Origin of the sequence: Idiomarina loihiensis L2TR (assembly GCF_000008465.1) — a bacterium.
GTDB lineage: Bacteria > Pseudomonadota > Gammaproteobacteria > Enterobacterales > Alteromonadaceae > Idiomarina > Idiomarina loihiensis.
In genome coordinates, this window is sequence record NC_006512.1 from 1,324,472 (window position 1) to 1,339,844 (window position 15,373).

Annotated in this window: 19 protein-coding genes; 3 read left to right on the forward strand and 16 right to left on the reverse strand. The window is 47.3% G+C overall.

What is annotated here, in order from left to right; genetic code table 11:
• The first annotated feature begins 324 nt into the window (after positions 1-324).
• Positions 325-1,071 carry a MauE/DoxX family redox-associated membrane protein gene (locus IL_RS06320; protein ID WP_011234479.1) on the forward strand — a complete coding sequence of 249 codons (747 nt, stop codon included), beginning with the start codon at positions 325-327 and terminating at the stop codon, positions 1,069-1,071.
• A 26-nt stretch (positions 1,072-1,097) separates the two neighbouring features.
• On the opposite strand, the gene IL_RS06325 is transcribed toward IL_RS06320, so the two are convergent.
• The 9 genes from IL_RS06325 to IL_RS06365 form a co-directional block, all read right to left on the reverse strand.
• Entirely contained in the window at positions 1,098-2,408 is a 1,311-nt protein-coding gene (locus IL_RS06325; protein WP_011234480.1) for an APC family permease, read from the reverse strand.
• A gap of 21 nt (positions 2,409-2,429) precedes the next feature.
• Positions 2,430-2,864 carry a YybH family protein gene (locus tag IL_RS06330; RefSeq protein ID WP_011234481.1) on the reverse strand — a complete coding sequence of 145 codons (435 nt, stop codon included), beginning with the start codon at positions 2,862-2,864 and terminating at the stop codon, positions 2,430-2,432.
• Positions 2,865-2,881: 17 nt separating this feature from the next.
• The gene (locus IL_RS06335) at positions 2,882-3,730 is read right to left on the reverse strand and encodes a copper resistance D family protein (protein ID WP_231378631.1); all 849 of its coding nucleotides are present in this window, start codon (positions 3,728-3,730) and stop codon (positions 2,882-2,884) included.
• The gene (locus tag IL_RS06340; RefSeq protein WP_011234483.1) at positions 3,727-4,077 is read right to left on the reverse strand and encodes a copper resistance CopC family protein; all 351 of its coding nucleotides are present in this window, start codon (positions 4,075-4,077) and stop codon (positions 3,727-3,729) included. The genes IL_RS06335 and IL_RS06340 overlap by 4 nt, the downstream gene beginning before the upstream one ends.
• A gap of 26 nt (positions 4,078-4,103) precedes the next feature.
• Positions 4,104-4,847 (reverse strand): copper resistance protein B, encoded by a 744-nt coding sequence (locus tag IL_RS06345; protein ID WP_011234484.1) that lies wholly within the window; start codon positions 4,845-4,847, stop codon positions 4,104-4,106.
• Between the two features lie 11 nt (positions 4,848-4,858).
• Positions 4,859-6,622 (reverse strand): copper resistance system multicopper oxidase, encoded by a 1,764-nt coding sequence (locus IL_RS06350; RefSeq protein WP_011234485.1) that lies wholly within the window; start codon positions 6,620-6,622, stop codon positions 4,859-4,861.
• The gene (gene tatA, locus IL_RS06355) at positions 6,612-6,830 is read right to left on the reverse strand and encodes a twin-arginine translocase TatA/TatE family subunit (RefSeq protein ID WP_011234486.1); all 219 of its coding nucleotides are present in this window, start codon (positions 6,828-6,830) and stop codon (positions 6,612-6,614) included. The genes IL_RS06350 and tatA overlap by 11 nt, the downstream gene beginning before the upstream one ends.
• A gap of 2 nt (positions 6,831-6,832) precedes the next feature.
• Positions 6,833-7,324 carry a DUF411 domain-containing protein gene (locus IL_RS06360; protein WP_011234487.1) on the reverse strand — a complete coding sequence of 164 codons (492 nt, stop codon included), beginning with the start codon at positions 7,322-7,324 and terminating at the stop codon, positions 6,833-6,835.
• A 75-nt stretch (positions 7,325-7,399) separates the two neighbouring features.
• The gene (locus IL_RS06365; RefSeq protein WP_011234488.1) at positions 7,400-7,744 is read right to left on the reverse strand and encodes a hypothetical protein; all 345 of its coding nucleotides are present in this window, start codon (positions 7,742-7,744) and stop codon (positions 7,400-7,402) included.
• Between the two features lie 75 nt (positions 7,745-7,819).
• Here IL_RS06365 and IL_RS06370 point away from each other — a divergent pair, with 75 nt between their 5' ends.
• Complete coding sequence (locus IL_RS06370) at positions 7,820-8,020, forward strand: hypothetical protein (protein WP_006956255.1); 201 nt, start codon at positions 7,820-7,822, stop codon at positions 8,018-8,020.
• Between the two features lie 122 nt (positions 8,021-8,142).
• Here the strand turns inward: IL_RS06370 and IL_RS06375 are convergent, their stop codons facing one another.
• From IL_RS06375 to IL_RS06385, 3 genes are read right to left on the reverse strand one after another with little or no spacing between them, the layout of a single operon-like run.
• Positions 8,143-9,432 (reverse strand): ISL3-like element ISPpu12 family transposase, encoded by a 1,290-nt coding sequence (locus IL_RS06375; RefSeq protein WP_011234489.1) that lies wholly within the window; start codon positions 9,430-9,432, stop codon positions 8,143-8,145.
• Positions 9,433-9,453: 21 nt separating this feature from the next.
• Entirely contained in the window at positions 9,454-9,966 is a 513-nt protein-coding gene (gene lspA, locus IL_RS06380; RefSeq protein ID WP_006956258.1) for a signal peptidase II, read from the reverse strand.
• A gap of 3 nt (positions 9,967-9,969) precedes the next feature.
• Positions 9,970-10,866 (reverse strand): cation transporter, encoded by an 897-nt coding sequence (locus IL_RS06385; RefSeq protein WP_011233886.1) that lies wholly within the window; start codon positions 10,864-10,866, stop codon positions 9,970-9,972.
• A gap of 95 nt (positions 10,867-10,961) precedes the next feature.
• Between IL_RS06385 and cadR the strand changes: the two genes are divergently transcribed.
• The gene (cadR, locus tag IL_RS06390) at positions 10,962-11,369 is read left to right on the forward strand and encodes a Cd(II)/Pb(II)-responsive transcriptional regulator (RefSeq protein ID WP_004364961.1); all 408 of its coding nucleotides are present in this window, start codon (positions 10,962-10,964) and stop codon (positions 11,367-11,369) included.
• A gap of 94 nt (positions 11,370-11,463) precedes the next feature.
• Here the strand turns inward: cadR and IL_RS06395 are convergent, their stop codons facing one another.
• The 4 genes from IL_RS06395 to IL_RS06410 form a co-directional block, all read right to left on the reverse strand.
• Entirely contained in the window at positions 11,464-12,261 is a 798-nt protein-coding gene (locus tag IL_RS06395) for a hypothetical protein (RefSeq protein ID WP_011234490.1), read from the reverse strand.
• 74 nt (positions 12,262-12,335) lie between these two features.
• Positions 12,336-12,692 carry a YdbL family protein gene (locus IL_RS06400; protein ID WP_231378632.1) on the reverse strand — a complete coding sequence of 119 codons (357 nt, stop codon included), beginning with the start codon at positions 12,690-12,692 and terminating at the stop codon, positions 12,336-12,338.
• A 15-nt stretch (positions 12,693-12,707) separates the two neighbouring features.
• On the reverse strand, positions 12,708-12,893 hold the full coding sequence (locus tag IL_RS06405; protein ID WP_011234492.1) for a YnbE family lipoprotein: 186 nt from the start codon (positions 12,891-12,893) through the stop codon (positions 12,708-12,710).
• Between the two features lie 12 nt (positions 12,894-12,905).
• A complete protein-coding gene (locus tag IL_RS06410) occupies positions 12,906-15,248 on the reverse strand; it encodes a YdbH domain-containing protein (protein WP_231378633.1) in 2,343 nt (780 codons plus the stop codon).
• Positions 15,249-15,373 lie beyond the last annotated feature (125 nt).

Here is a 15,373-nt window from a genome sequence, read left to right on the forward strand (position 1 = left end):
TTGTTTATACAACCTTCAGAATAGAAACCTTAGGATTTTAGTCAAGCTAAAAACGATTAAAGTTGTATAAAAAACCCTTTAATAGCAAAGCTTATAGAGGTTGTATATTCAACTTTAAGTTATCCTCATGTATCAATAATCTTTTAAAATAAGCTCTTCAAGATAGCTAGAAAAGCAATAAAAAAAGTTGTCCACTTTTTTCAAAATAAAAATAATTTTTCATTTTTAATGAATTTTTACCCTCTTCTGATTATTGATGCTTTTAATCTTTTGTCGACTATAATGCGTACATGAATACATAACTTTTACGTAAGGAACTTGGCTATGAGTCAGTCAACTCAAAAAGCTACGCTTTACAGAATGTCAACGCCTGATCACCAGTGCCCTTTTGGGCTAAAAACCAGGCACTTACTTAAAGCCAACGGTTACGATGTGGACGACAACCTGTTGGAAAGCCGAGAAGAAACCGACAAATTCAAGAAAAAGCACGACGTCGATACCACTCCACAAGTGTTTATTGGTGATAAACGTATCGGTGGGTACGAGGAGGTTCGAGCCTTTCTTGGAAAGCCTCTTCCTGACCCTGACGCAACCAGTTACCGACCCGTTATTGCATTATTTACTATGACGGCACTCCTCTCTGTAGCCACGTCGTGGTTGTCTTTTGGTCGCGTATTTACCGTACAAACCATCGAGTGGTTCATCAGTTTCTCTATGGTGGTTCTGGCCTTGCTCAAACTCCAGGACGTAGAGAAGTTCTCTACCATGTTTCTCAATTACGATCTTCTCGCCAAAAAATGGGTGCCTTATGGCCGTATTTATCCCTATGCCGAAGGCTTGGCGGGTCTGTTAATGGCAGCCGAATTCGCCCATGTCATATCCATACCCGTCGCATTATTCATCGGCATCGTAGGCTCTATATCGGTGTTTAAAGCCGTTTATGTCGACAAACGCGAGCTAAAATGTGCCTGTGTCGGTGGCTCCAGTAATGTGCCGTTAGGCTTCATTTCGCTCACTGAAAACCTCATGATGGTCGCTATGGCTGTCTGGATGTTTTTTACAATGAACTAGAAAAAGAGCGCTATGCGCTCTTTTTCTTAACGCTTTTTACGTAAAAACAAAATCTCACCAGCGGCAATCAATGCCATACCGATAAGAGACGCCCAAATCACCAGCGGATCGCTCGTCCATTTCACCCATATAAAAGCGACTAAAACGATGACGTCTAGCGTGATTGCGCTGACAAGTATGTAAATATTGGCATTCACCTTTTGCCTTAGATGCCGTAATACGCCCCAGTGGATCGCAATGTCCATCACGATATAAAAAATAGCGCCCAGTGACGCAATTCGACTCAAATCGAAGAATGCCGCTAAGATCATAGCCATAACAATGGTGTAAACCAGCGTATGCTTCTGAATGGAACCTGGCATGCCAAAATGACTGTGTGGAACAAGCTTCATATTGGTCAACATGGCTAACATTCTTGAAACGGCAAACGCGCTGGCAATCACTCCTGATACCGTTGCTACAATTGCAAAAGCGACCGTCACCCATAGTCCGGTCTCGCCATAGACGGGTCTGGCTGCTTCAGAAAGCGCGTAGTCTTTCGCTTTCACAATCTCATCTATGGACAGGCTCGAGCCAACCGCCAGAGTGACCAGAACGTATATTAACGCGCAGATAATCAGCGAAATAATAATGGCACGCCCGACATTTCTCTTAGGCTCAACAATTTCACCGCCACTATTGGTTATTGTTGTAAACCCTTTGTACGCAAGTATGCTTAAAGCAATACCCGCTAAAATACCGCCACCCGTAGCTTCTTCTGGAATAGCCGATATCGATTCAAACTGAATGCCTGAGGCCCACAAACCACCAGCCGCTAAAATGACCAACCCTAAAGTCTTAACAAAGGCCATAAAAAACGAGAACGTTTGAATAAACTGATTACTCAAAATATTGATAAAAAACGCAAAGACCAGCAAACCCACCGCCAACAAAGGGATAAGCCACTGCGCTTCAAAAGAAATTAACTGGCTGGTATAAGACGCAAATGTCCGAGCGACTAAACTTTCATTAATCACCATAGAAAAGTACATCAAGAGTGCGAATATCGCCGTCACACTTCCTTTTCCATAAGCTTTACTGAGGAACATCGCAATACCGCCCGCTGACGGATAGGCTTTCGCCAACTTAACGTAAGAGTAAGCGCTAAAGCCGGCAATGATACCGCCGCACACAAACGCCAGGACAAACCACTCTCTTGCCAGCTGAGCAACTTGTCCGGTCAGTGCAAAAATACCAGCGCCAATCATCACACCAGTCCCCAGCGACACCGCCCCCCAAAGACTCAGGCTGCTTTTCTGATAATCCTGATGTCCGTGTTCATGATTGTGTTCTGCCATAATCAGCTCCTGTGATTGAACTCAGTTGGACCAATGGATCCGGATAATTTTCCAGCCAGACTCAGTCGTATTTGATACGGTTACGGTTTCATTCATCGTTAAATCAACCTCACGCCCGTTATACTCCCCGGAAACGCTATACCGAGAAGTGATCACAGCAAGGCCATCGGCTTCTTGTACTGTCCTTTCAAGCAACTGTGAAGGAACCGCCTGGCTAAACTTAATATCTGACTTAAGGTGATGAGCACTGTACTCGGCCAAGGATCGTTCAACACCACCACCTTCAAAGATAAACACATCATTGGAAAGCACATCTCTAACGACTTCCGTGTCACCTTCAGTTAAAGCAGTTCGAAATGCATCAAGCACAGCGGTCGGCTCAGATAGTTTTTCGGCGCTACTGGGCGCTGAAATAAACATTACCGAAACCATAAAAACACTCACAAGTAATTTCATTCTTCTTATTCCTTACATTAACCGGGGGAAAACGCGCTGCTTAGCGCAGAGGCCAGGATAAAAATAGTGACAGCCAATACCATTTCCGCCGTTATGGAGTTTTTGAGTCGCTTGGCGGCCGCGTTATCATTTAATTGCGGTACGAACTTTAATTTATGCAATGCGGCAACAAGGAGAATCAGCGCCACAAACACAAGTTTCGCTAGTAGTACCGTGTCATACGACGTAAGCGGCAGCTCTGGCATCCATCGCCCTGTTGCACTACGATACATAACCAAGCCCGCAATAAGGAGTATTGGAACCGCTGCAGACATATGCACACCAAAACGCTCCATAATGGCTTTCGCTTTAGCAAGCGGTACCGACGTTGCCAGCTTTCGCAATGAGTTAAGACTGCCGAACCAAACCCAAGCGACTAACAAGTGTGTTAAAAGCGCTAGCTTTCCCCACCAGACGGCGTCACTGCCGTGACCAATACTTAAAAAGCTCCATCCCATGAGTCCAATGGCGACAACATATAGCACCCACTTTATACGTTTTAGCTTAACAACAGAGTAAACAATCCAAGCAATAGCAACCGCTATCTGAAGTTGGATGAACAACCCAACAGGGCCGGTCCATATAAACTGCATGTAGGTCGTGTCAATCATGCCGGCAAAGCCTTCAGCAGCAAAACTACCGACTTTCAGAAAAAAATACAGAAGGCTTGCCAGTAATAGAAGCAACGCAACAAGCCTATTCTTTCGTTCAGACTGCTTTTTTAAACCGGACAAATAAACGATATAAGGCGAGGCGGTCATCACCGCGTTAAGCCAGAATATAAAGGCCAACGTTAAAACGCTGGCCACACTCCAAAGGGTCATCATTTCACCTCAAAGCTAAAATCACCCGATATTTTATGACTGTCCCCACCCATTGCCGTCCAATAAACCGTGTAACCACCTGACGCCAAATTGTTTTTAACAGCAATTTCGTACGCTGCTTTGGGAGTCATGCTCATCGAAAAGTCCAGCGGATGCATTTTACCGTCATCTGAGTGCAGCATAATTTTAGCCAGACGAACATCACCGGAAAAATTCATCGTAATTTCCGTTGGTGACTCGGACAAAGTCGCACCGTCCTCCGGGCTACTGGATGTTAGGCCGACGTGAGCGCTAGCCCATGCACTAAAAAATAACGTGGTACCGAAGGCTAACTTAAGTATGTTTTTCATGTTGTTTCCTCTTTGTTTATTATCAATTAAAACCAAACTCTGGCCCCAAGGACCACGCCTGTTTCTGTGGTGTCCTTACCCATTCGTTTCATTTCATCTGCCGTGTTGCCTAACGCGCCGTTCCAATAAACACCAATGTAGGGTGCAAACTCACGACTGATTTCGTGACGATAACGCAACCCCACACGCAAGTTGCTCAAGCCACTTTGCCGTTCATATTTGTCTGAATCTGTCAGGTTGGCTGTTAACTCAATGCGAGGTTGTAAGTACGAGGTTTGTGTTAACTGCCACTCGTACTCAGTTTCGCTAACAAATTGGACGTCGCCTTCTTCATTCACCATCAGCGAGTTATCCATTTCGAACCAATAGGGCGCCAACCCCATAAAACTCACGACAGCATAATTTTCCATAGACGCGTCCGACGATAAGGTACCTCGCGTACCAATACCGGCCTGAAACGACCAAAACGGAGACACCAAGTATCCATACAGCAGTTCGGCTCTTTCTAAGTCAGTGGGCTCACCGTCGTCTTGAACATTCTCCCCTTCACTCTTGAAAACAGCTCGGTGATAGTCACCGCCATACCAAGCAATCATGTCCCAGACGGCTAGGTTCTCTTCCTCGTTGGTTCGCGTTAACTCCAACCGATCGAACAGTACTTGCCCGGTGTTATATTCTTTGACGGGTTCAGGCCAGTCCTCTTTCGCATGTCCGGCGACTGCTAAACCTGGCAACAACGCCGCACCCACTAATAATGATTTACCGTACATAATTGTCCTCCTTATGCGACATTGACCACACGGAACATACCCGCTTTCATGTGATACAACAGGTGACAGTGGAACGCCCAACTACCCGGCGCGTCTGCCGTTATCAATAACGACACTTTTTCGCTCGGCTTCAGGCTAATCGTATGTTTGCGTGGGCGTGGATACTGTCCGTTTTCAAGTTCCATCCACATACCGTGTAGGTGTATGGGGTGGTCCATCATCGTATCGTTTACCATCACCAACCTCAGTCGTTCTCCATGATGAAACTGAACCGGGCCATCCACTTCGGTAAACTTCTTCCCGTCGAAAGACCACATGTAACGCTCCATATGACCCGTTAAGTGCAGCTCTATCTGTCGTTCGGGCTCCCGCGTATCCGGCCATTCATGCGCGCCGACCAAGTCGGTATACACTAAGACTTTATGATCAACGTCTTCCAATCCAATCCCGGGTTCATGCAAACGGCTTACCGGGTTTGTAGCAATCATAGCCGCCCCGGCGCCATGTCCGGACTCACGGTGTTTGATTTTAATGTTTTCGACCGGGAGCTCTTTTTTGTGTGTCATTTTATGCGTCATATGGCTGTTATTGCCGCCCATATGCTTCATATTCATGCTATTGCCTTTCATATCACCGGACATCGCCATCGCTCCCATGCCCATAGCGGCCATGCCTCGCTCCACGGCAGGTCGCAGCTCAGGAACCTCTGCCTCTAAACCCATCTCCGGTGTTAAGGTGCCTCTGACATAACCACTTCGATCAAAGCTTTCCGCAAAAATAGTGTAGGCTTGATTTTTTCTGGGTTGTACGATGACGTCATACACTTCAGCAACGCCAATCCGAAACTCATCAATTGAGACCGGTTTAATAGGCTGTCCGTCAGCGGCCACTACCGTCATCTCCAACCCAGGGATCCTCACATCGAAATAACTCATTGCTGAACCGTTAATGATACGAAGGCGTACTTTTTCACCAGGCTTAAACAATGCTGACCAGTTCATCTGTGAATCGCGGCCATTCATCAGGTAGGTATAAGTACTGCCCGTCACATCCGCAATATCACGGGGGCTCATTCGCATTTGCCCCCACATTTCTCGTTGCTTCCAGGTTTTCTCTAACCCTTGCTGTCGCACGTCCTCGAAGGTCTCAAATATCGTACGTTTTTGATAGTTATAGTACCCCTCCGCAACTTTCAAGTTACGAAACACGGTATCCGGATCTTCGAATGTCCAGTCGCTGAGAATAATGGTATGTTCTCGATCAGCACCAATGTCTCCGTCTTTCGGTTCAATCACTAACGGCCCCAGGTGTCCCAATTGCTCCTGCAAACCGGAATGGCTGTGATACCAATAAGTTCCGTTTTGCTCGACATCGTAGCGGTATTTGAACGTTCGTCCTGGCTTTATCCCTTCGAAAGATACGCCAGGCACGCCATCCATATTCTCCGGCAATATAATTCCGTGCCAGTGAATTGACGTGTCTTCCGACAACCGGTTAGTCACATTTAGCTTTGCTCGCTGCCCTTCTTTTAAACGAATCAAAGGGCCCGGCATTTGGCCATTGATGGTTATTGGTGCTCCTACTTTATTTCCCACGAGCAGTGGGGACTTTGCAATGGTCAGATCAATCTCATCGTTTGTCAGGATCTGATCTTTAAAACTGCGTCCCTGAGGAGCAGCCCAAGTTGGTGCTACTTTGGCGATTGCTAAAGCAGACGCCGCAGTAAATGCAGATTTAATGAATTTTCGACGCCCTTTATTAAACTCATTGTTCATGATGACGCTCCTCTTCTGAGGTTAAATTTTGATGACGTTGAATGTCCTTTTCCCTATCAGACGGTTCATCAGTAATCGATGATTTAAACCCTTTTATCGCACTACCAAGATCGGATCCCAGGGTTCGTAGCTTTTTGCTACCAAAAAGAAGAATGACAATAACCAGTAAAACTCCTAACTGAACCATACTCATGCCGCCAAATCCCATAGCTAAAGCCCTTCATTTGAGAGTGCTTGCTGCTGCTCTAAACTTGCTATCTGCTGATAAGGTGTAATTGAACCGTCCTTTTTGATTTCATAGACCGTATACGGTTGAAACCGAGTACCCATTTCCATACCAACAGACCCTACCGGCATGCCAGGAACAGTTAATCCAATGCCATTTTCTGACTTTTTCCCAGCTAAATAATGAGAAACCAATGTAGGAGGAACGTGCCCCTCAAAGACATAGCCATTACTAGAAATAGCGGTATGACAGGATTGGACCTCGGCACTAATACCGGAGTCACGTTTTCGTTGGGTCAGGTTGTTCGGATGTTGTACGGACACACTAAAGCTATCCGGTAAAGCTTGTAACCACTTTTCACAGCAACCGCAGTTGGGATCTTTTAGAACGGTTAGTTGCTGCTCTTCTACATCGGTTGCAGATACAGACACGGAAAACAGCATCGCCAAAACAGCGATATTGCGTTTGATAGACATAATTATTCACCGATTAATAAGTTTTAAGGGAGCACGCCGAGCGTGTGTTAAATTTCAATTACCGCTAGTAACTTATTAAGCGGTAATTATTGGGGGACGGAATAAATTAGACGCGTGTTTAGCACGAATGGAGGTGTCAACGGGCGCATCGACTTTGGCAGAGAGGTTAACTGCAGCGGCATTAACCGAAGAAGACTGTCCGACAAATAAAACCGAGCCGCCGGAGCAATGCCGAATGGTCATGTCAGCACAGCACGAGTTGTGCTTTTGCGTCTCATGCTCGCAATCGTTTGTGTCGGCTTCGTACATCATGCTGTGCTGCATTTGGCTGTTATCATGACATGCGTGAGCTTCTGCCGTTTGCGAAAACGACATCGACACCAATAGCACTGTCATTAATAACAGAATTCGAATTAGCACGAGCACCCTGCTTTTTGCAATTTAATAAACTACAGTCTAACGTCATTTTAACGCATGTCAAATAAGGAGCAGATAATGATGAATCACGAAATGTTCGCAGGTATGGGCTTTCTATGGATGCTGATTGTGGGAGCTATTTTTATTGTTCCCGCATGGCGTATCTGCCAACGAGTTGGCTACCCTGGTCCATTGGGTCTTCTGATTGTTATCCCTATCGCAAATATCATTCTTCTTTACTTTATAGCGTTCGGCCCATGGAAAAATGTTGATAAATAGCTAATTCACTTTAACCAAAGCAACAAGTATAGCTTTTCATCTCTGATCAGAAGCACGAATTTATGGGTATACGGATTTAATGGTTGATGGGGCACCTTCACCCCATCAATCTGATACCACCCTCAGATGGTTGATAGATCGACTCCGTAGTTGAGTTCCTCTGCGAAGTCCGGCAGTCCGTAACCGATGGTTTTCTTGTAGAAAGGAGAGACCTTCGCAGTCGGTGCCTTCTTCTTGTGCTTCGTGGTGTAGAGCATTCGTGCCCGCATCACCTCGAAGGAGTAACCGCGCCCTTCACGGTTCTTGTCCTTGGCCAGTCGGTTGATGGACTCCGTGTAAGCGTTGGTGACGGGCATGTCCGTCTCGAAGTAGGTCATGGTCTCTTCGCGCCAGTTTCCCACTGCCCTGACCAGATCGCTCCAGACTTCCTTTTGGCCCTTCGGGATGGTGGCTATCCACTCGTCCAGGGCGGCTTCTGCCTGGAGCCGTGTGGTGGCGTCCCAGATGCCGTAGAAGCGCTCCTTGTGCTCGTAGGCGGCCAGCAGTTGCGGGAACGCGCCTGTCCAGGTCTCCATGATGAGGCGCTCCCGGTCTGAGACTTCGTGAGCGCGTTTCAGCAGGATTTTCCGGTCTCCCTTGAGAGTCCGGCTCTGGGACGGTTTCAGCTCCTTTCTGAGGCCCTTGCGCACTCTCTCTAGGGCATCGTTGGCCATGCGCACCACATGGAACTTATCGACCACGATACGGGCCTGGGGCAGCACAGCCTTGACCGCTGCCCGGTAGGGGTTCCACATGTCCATGCTGACGATCTCGACCTTCTGCCGGTCTTTCAGCTTCATCAGGTAGTTGGTCACCACGTCCTGGCGGCGGGTGGCCAGCAGGTCGAGCAGGGTTCGCTCCTCAATGTTGGTCAGAATGCAGCGGTAGCGCTTGTTCAGGTATAGCTCGTCAATGCCCAGGATGCGGGGCGTCTCGAAGCGGTGCCAGCGCCCCAGGAACTCGGCGCGGGCGTTGAAGATGTCGCGCACCGTCTTCTCGTCCAGGCCGGTCTGTGCCGCCACAAAGGTGTAGGGGTGGTTGAAGGATTCCTTGTCCACGTACTCATGCAGCCGCAGTGTCATACGGAATCCGTCCACCATCTCCGGTAGCTGGGGCCTGAATGTTGTCTTGCAGGCCCGGCAGGTGTATCGGCGGCGGACCACCCAGAGAGTGACCCGCTTGCCGTGGATGGGCAGATCACGATAGGGAACATCACGCTTGCCGAACCGCACGAACTCACCCTGCACGCCGCATTCCTCGCAAGCGACGGGATCGGGCGCGTCCACCTGGAAGTGCATTTCGTCGTCGGTTGATTTGCAGCCCAGTACTTGGTATTGCGGCATGTGAAGAATGTTGTCGGGAAGTTCGGTCATGGTGTTGTATAGGCGAAGGTGTCAGTCAGATCCATCCGACTCGGCATTGGTGTTTGTTTTTTTACCCAAAAAGCTGCCGGAAACGAAAAGTAAGGCACCGAGGACAATTGCAATATCAGCCAGGTTGAAGGCCGGCCAATGCCAGTCTCGCCAATAGAAATCAAAGGAATCCACAACATAGCCACGAAAGACCCGGTCAATCAGGTTGCCCATGGCGCCACCGAGGATAAGACTGTAAGCGATGGCTTCTCCTTTATGACGATTTTCAAGGATCAGCTTGATCAGAAAAATCGAGACCGCCACCGCGATCCCGATAAAAAAGTAGCGCTGCCAGCCTCCACCATTCGCAAAAAGACTGAATGCGGCACCGGTGTTCCATAGGTGCACCCAGTTAAAGAACGGGGTCACCGAAACATACTCGCCATAGGCCATTGATTGCTGCACCAGCCACTTTACAGCCTGATCAGACGCTGCCAGCAGGCCCGATATGGACAATAGGGCATACGGCGAGAGCTTTTTGCCAATAATGAGCATTATTTAACCCTTCAACGCCAAAATGCGTCTGGCACCGTTAAGTACAATGCCCCCCGCGATGGTGCCGATAATCAGATCCGGATAATTGGAACCGGTCCACGCGACCAGGGCGCCGGCGGTGATGACCCCCAGGTTGATCACCACGTCGTTGGCCGAGAATATCCAGCTTGCCTTCATGTGCGCCCCGCCTTCCCGATGTTTGGATATGAGCAGCAGACAACTGGTATTGGCAATCAATGCGACGAATGCGATAGCCATCATCACCAGCGATTCAGGCTCACTACCGAATACAAAGCGTCTCACCACCTCTACGAGCACGCCCACAGCCAAGATCAGTTGCAGTACACCAGCAAGATGCGCGGCACGTACCTGCATTTTCACGCTATGTCCAACCGCATAAAGGGCAAGCCCGTACACCGCCGCATCGGCAAAATTGTCCAGGGATTCTCCAATCAGGCCGGTGGACTGGGCGATCAGACCGGCAGTCATTTCCACCACGAACAGAAGTGCATTGATGCCGAGCAACCAGCGCAGGGTCCCGGATTCTTGCTTAGCAGAAGCTGCCGAAAACTCGGCGGCCTTGGTGGTCTCCGGATTTGCAGCGACGGTTTCCTGAAGCGAGGCGCCTAGCCCCAAGGTCTTCAGTTTCGAGGTGACGGGCTCGACCTCGCCGTCATGCACGACCTTCAGCCGGCGGTTCGACAAGTCGAAGGACAGCGCCCGAATCTCCTCAAAGCCGTTCAGGGCTAGGCGAATCATTCGTTCTTCTGATGGACAGTCCATCTTCGGCACGGCATAAACACTGACCCATCTCCCTGGCGCCTCGGAGGAGGCCTGTATATCGGTATCCGCTGCGGACGTTGCATCACCGCCACAGGCGCCACCACAGGATTTGCTCATGATACGACTCCACTTGAACAATGTTGTGGTACCATTTTAAACTATAAAGCTACTATAAGGTCAATAGAGTAAAGAATCCGTTGGGGAGGAGGCTGATGCGCATTGGTCAGTTGGCGCAGTTGGTAGGGGTCGAAACACAGACGATCCGCTTCTATGAACAGCAGGGCTTGTTGCCGCCGCCTGATCGGCAGGACAACGGTTACCGTGTCTATACCGAGAAGCATGGTGAGGGGCTGGCCTTCATCCGTCGCTGCAGAATCCTGGGCCTGTCACTGGCTGAGATTCACGAACTACAGAGCTATCAGGACGACCCTCATCAGCCTTGTACCGCCGTCAACGCCTTGCTCGATGATCACATCTCTCATGTGCGGTCGCAGATAACCGCTCTGCAAGCGCTTGAGAAACAACTCGTTTCACTGAGAGCGAGTTGCAACGATGACCGGGAAGTTGAGGCGTGTGGGGTTCTTGCTGGAATTAGCGAAGGAAACATGCACCAGCAGTAGGTGAAGCATCAACCAGATAATCCGATGAGATGCCGGTCTGTCTCACTCTCATGCAAAGGTAAGATCAACCATTTAATCCGCTTACCCCTAAAAGTTAGTTCTGAGATTCATAAAGCAGGTTAAGCAAATCGTAGGTGTTTTCGGAAATGAATCCAAAAGAGAGTAACGCTTCTCTAATCTGCATGGGGTGGATTGAGAGACTCGACAGAGGAATAAATTCCTGGGTATTATAATCTTTCGTTAGTAACTTTAACGCTGCATATTTTATTGTGTCATCGAAGTTATAACCCATGTCCTCCAGCGGTTTTACCAAGTATGTATTAACTACCTCTTTTTGTTCCGTTATAAAAATCGCATCTTCAAGCTGAGCACGAGAAAAACTTGATGACTTGTTTTGGCTAATTTGAAGATAATCCAGAATAACGTCTTGGTTTATAGGCATAGGGCTGCCTGAACCAGATTCTAGAAACTTGGTAGCTTGTTGAACTGCTGGGCTCTGACTGATTGATTCTGCCAGTTGTTGTTCTTGTTCACTCCGTATTTCTTTTTCTTGCTGAGTCTCTTTAACCGTCTTTTCTGATTCTTCCTCTTCTAAAGCCGCTGAACGCTCCTTAAATGCGCTAAGCAATTTACTGTAGGACTCTTGGATATCGTCATGACACTTTTTCTGATGCTGATCAAGTTGCTCATATTCACTGCTGTCTAAATTAGGCCGATAGCGATCGAGCTGCATGAACGCATCCAATAACTCTCCGGAGGACGAGGCGTTGTCGAAGTCGGCTTTTGCTTTATGGAAATGAGAAACATTGTCACAAGTGATTTGAGCAACGGCTGATGTTGAAAACGCAAAAGAAAAAGGTGCCAAAGCCAAAAACACTAAGGAGGTTTTCATTAATTAGTTCCTTCTAAAAGATATGACTGAAAATAGCTTCTTGCTCATGCACCGCAATCCTTTGCAGAAGCCAGTTAAGGCTTCTGCTTCCATTCTCCGTCAATTTTTACATAGTGACCTGACTTGGTGCGTTCAATGGCGCGTTTGCCGGCTAACAGCTCGACATCGGCAACAGCAATGTCATTGTTGTTGGCTATGCGCGTGTATTCCTGACGGCGAGCTTCGTTAATGTGTTTAACGATTTGTTCGGCTGTTTCGGTGGACTTTACGACTCCCAGGTAACCGTCGGGTTTTTCACCCACCAGACCCTGCTCTTTGGCGTCACTTAACTGTGCCATTGACTGCTCTAAGTTTAGCTGCTGAGCTTGTGCCAGCGGGCTTGATAAGCCAATAAAAGCAATTAAAACTGCGGTTAGTAAATATTTCATCATTGCATTCCTTTGTCGTTAAAATAAGCCACTGGATTCAGAAATTACGTCGTCGAGCGCTTTATCAACTTTAACGTAAATTTCATGCTTTATTTTAACGTTCAAGTTAATAGTAATAGGCTCTTTAGGTGCTGCGACCTGTACCGTTGGGGTACACCCCAGAACGAATAAAGGCACGCTTATTAGTAGCAATAATCGTTTCATACCATCCCCTGATTAATTGATTTTTTGCTGTACTCGTTTACGGATAACATCGTTCAGACTGTTGCTTATTTGCAGTCCTTTTATCAATGCGGGTAAGTCTTCTTCTAAGCTTACGTTAAGCTCAACCGGACGTCCATTTTCAAGCTCAGGGTTCGAGCCTTTTAGTTGTACTGCTAAGGTCAATTTACCATTGTCATTATAATCAACGGTCGTAGACAGTTGATTATAATAGAAGTTACCCAATACGCCTGCCAAAGTTTGTAAGCTGGGGTTACTGCCGGCAAGTTGAACCAGGGCGGACGAATCTACCTGCAGGTGACCACCGGGCGCCAGCGCATCCAGATAACCTCTTTCTACGGTTAAATCGTTAGAGTCCCAGTAAACAGGGATGGTTCCTGAAACCTCACCATCTATGGAAATTTTGTTGCTTGGATATTGACGCATGAGTTCACCCAGCGAAATTTTTTCGAACACAATGGGCAGTGCAAAGCTGTCGGTTAAAGAGTAACGCTGGTTGGGAATGCTTATGCTGCCACCAAGAGCTTTAATGGTGTGACTGGTTAAGTCGAGAGTGGATTGCATAGGTTGTTGAAAGGGCAGTTGGGCTCTAAATTCAGCGGTGATTGGCCCCAGCGCAAAGCCTTGTTGCACGCTGCCAATGTGGAGCTTTGCATTATTCATATTAAGTTGTTCGTTATTAGCACTGAAACCAAAATCAATATTGCTATTAACCACGGATAAGGTATCAAAAACCCAATCGCTTTGTTGAATCTCTAATTGACCGTTGTCGAGGCGCCAGCGGTTATTATTTATGGAGTAAGTTACATCTGTCTGGCCGCTAATAGCGGCTTTACTCACCACAAATTGAGGCATCATAGTTGCTAGCAGGGCATCCAGTTGCGGAATTTGCTGCCAGTTAAAATCGGCAACTTCAATTTTGCTTTTTAACTGATCAGAAGTAACCTGGCTATGGTGTGCCACTTTTATATGATCACCGAGTACGAGCTCTCCGTCACCGGTCAGTTGCTGCTGTTGATATTGAAACTTACTGTCAAAAACGGCTTTGAGGTTCCGTATGGGGTCGAAATTAACTGCGTTGCTGTGAATGTTAAGGTCAAACTCTGCAAGCGCATTATGAGGTTCGGAGTACGGATAATAAATTTGATTGAAGTTGAGTACGGCTAAGGCGTCGTTGTCTAAAGCTTTAAGCTCAATGCGGGTTGGCTCAGTACTATGGAGTTCGGCAACTGTGGTCGAGACTGTTCCGGAAAACTTCGATATGAGTTTGCTTATCGTCATTGATTGCCCGGCAACAGGAAGCTTAATGCTGTCCGCATTCAGCTGCACATAATCGAGTTCAAGCGAGTTAAATTGCCATTGTTTTTGTTGTATCGATAACTCAGACGCGAGGCGAATCGTCTCGTTTTTTTCACCTTTAGCTACAGCATTTAGCTTTAGAGGCCAACGGGCTTTATTAACAGCCTGTTGAGCACTGAGCAATGAAACACCCAAACTGTCGCGGCTGTTCAGCTCCCAGGACAACGACGACAATTGTAGTGGTAGATCGGACTCGATTAATGACGCTAAGTTTTCAGTATCACCTTTCAGCTCGAGCTGATAAGAGTCCATAATACCCTTATTCAAATTTAGCTGAAGCTCACCTGTTGCTGTTGTGGTACTGCTGGTAATTTCGATTAAAGTGGGTTGCGTAATTGACACAACAAGCTCGCCGGACAATTCAGCTATAAGACTCTCCACTGTCGCTGACTCAATATAAGGTGAAAGATTACCGTTCCACTTTGCATCAACCGACACTGGCTCGGTCGTTACCTTGTCTGCAAATTGCTGTGCCGCTAAAAGATAACTACCACCGGCTATAAGCTTCCCTGAGTTATAGTCATAATTAGCTTGTAACAGGGCGTTGTCGTAGCGAGCTTTTAGTTTTACCTGGTTATCGTGTCGAATAACTCTCACATCGGCGACAAGTGGCTCCTGGCTATTGAGCTCTAACCGCAATTGCTGCTTGTTTATCAGTGAAAGACTTGCAGAGACGCTTTCAGGCAGTAACTTGCCTTTCAGTTGTAGCGACTTAATATCGATACGTTCTGGTAATAAAGCCGGCATTTCCATGGAGAATATCTGCGTGAGGTTTACCGCTGCGGTGGAACTTGCTCCTGACGATTCGGGTAAGGAATCAATTGTTATTTCCAGCTGCTTAATAACAATGTGGCTGGTAGTCAGTTTCTCAAATTCCACTTCCCAGTCAGTAACACCAGCCAATTTCAGTTGCTGGTTTAAATAGAAGTAGCCGAACAATGCTATAGCAAATGCAATGAGCAGAAGTGTGAGAAGCATGGAGCTGCCGAGTGATATTAACCGCCATAGCTTCATTTAGATATTAGTCCTTTTAATAAACGATGCTCTTTAACTTGCTGTTTTATAACTATAGTTAGCACGGATGAACCCTTCAAGGCAAAACC

What these genes read in the sequence shown, in the direction of transcription:
- IL_RS06360 (WP_011234487.1), bottom strand. Translation starts at nt 7,324, where the DNA reads ATGTCTATCAAACGCAATATCGCTGTTTTGGCGATGCTGTTTTCCGTG.
- IL_RS06375 (WP_011234489.1), bottom strand. Translation starts at nt 9,432, where the DNA reads ATGACCGAACTTCCCGACAACATTCTTCACATGCCGCAATACCAAGTA.
- IL_RS06395 (WP_011234490.1), bottom strand. Translation starts at nt 12,261, where the DNA reads ATGAAAACCTCCTTAGTGTTTTTGGCTTTGGCACCTTTTTCTTTTGCG.
- IL_RS06320 (WP_011234479.1), top strand. Translation starts at nt 325, where the DNA reads ATGAGTCAGTCAACTCAAAAAGCTACGCTTTACAGAATGTCAACGCCT.
- lspA (WP_006956258.1), bottom strand. Translation starts at nt 9,966, where the DNA reads ATGCTCATTATTGGCAAAAAGCTCTCGCCGTATGCCCTATTGTCCATA.
- IL_RS06410 (WP_231378633.1), bottom strand. Translation starts at nt 15,248, where the DNA reads ATGCTTCTCACACTTCTGCTCATTGCATTTGCTATAGCATTGTTCGGC.
- IL_RS06350 (WP_011234485.1), bottom strand. Translation starts at nt 6,622, where the DNA reads ATGAACAATGAGTTTAATAAAGGGCGTCGAAAATTCATTAAATCTGCA.
- IL_RS06325 (WP_011234480.1), bottom strand. Translation starts at nt 2,408, where the DNA reads ATGGCAGAACACAATCATGAACACGGACATCAGGATTATCAGAAAAGC.
- IL_RS06400 (WP_231378632.1), bottom strand. Translation starts at nt 12,692, where the DNA reads ATGATGAAATATTTACTAACCGCAGTTTTAATTGCTTTTATTGGCTTA.
- IL_RS06345 (WP_011234484.1), bottom strand. Translation starts at nt 4,847, where the DNA reads ATGTACGGTAAATCATTATTAGTGGGTGCGGCGTTGTTGCCAGGTTTA.
- cadR (WP_004364961.1), top strand. Translation starts at nt 10,962, where the DNA reads ATGCGCATTGGTCAGTTGGCGCAGTTGGTAGGGGTCGAAACACAGACG.
- IL_RS06385 (WP_011233886.1), bottom strand. Translation starts at nt 10,866, where the DNA reads ATGAGCAAATCCTGTGGTGGCGCCTGTGGCGGTGATGCAACGTCCGCA.
- IL_RS06335 (WP_231378631.1), bottom strand. Translation starts at nt 3,730, where the DNA reads ATGATGACCCTTTGGAGTGTGGCCAGCGTTTTAACGTTGGCCTTTATA.
- IL_RS06370 (WP_006956255.1), top strand. Translation starts at nt 7,820, where the DNA reads ATGATGAATCACGAAATGTTCGCAGGTATGGGCTTTCTATGGATGCTG.
- tatA (WP_011234486.1), bottom strand. Translation starts at nt 6,830, where the DNA reads ATGGGATTTGGCGGCATGAGTATGGTTCAGTTAGGAGTTTTACTGGTT.
- IL_RS06330 (WP_011234481.1), bottom strand. Translation starts at nt 2,864, where the DNA reads ATGAAATTACTTGTGAGTGTTTTTATGGTTTCGGTAATGTTTATTTCA.
- IL_RS06340 (WP_011234483.1), bottom strand. Translation starts at nt 4,077, where the DNA reads ATGAAAAACATACTTAAGTTAGCCTTCGGTACCACGTTATTTTTTAGT.
- IL_RS06405 (WP_011234492.1), bottom strand. Translation starts at nt 12,893, where the DNA reads ATGAAACGATTATTGCTACTAATAAGCGTGCCTTTATTCGTTCTGGGG.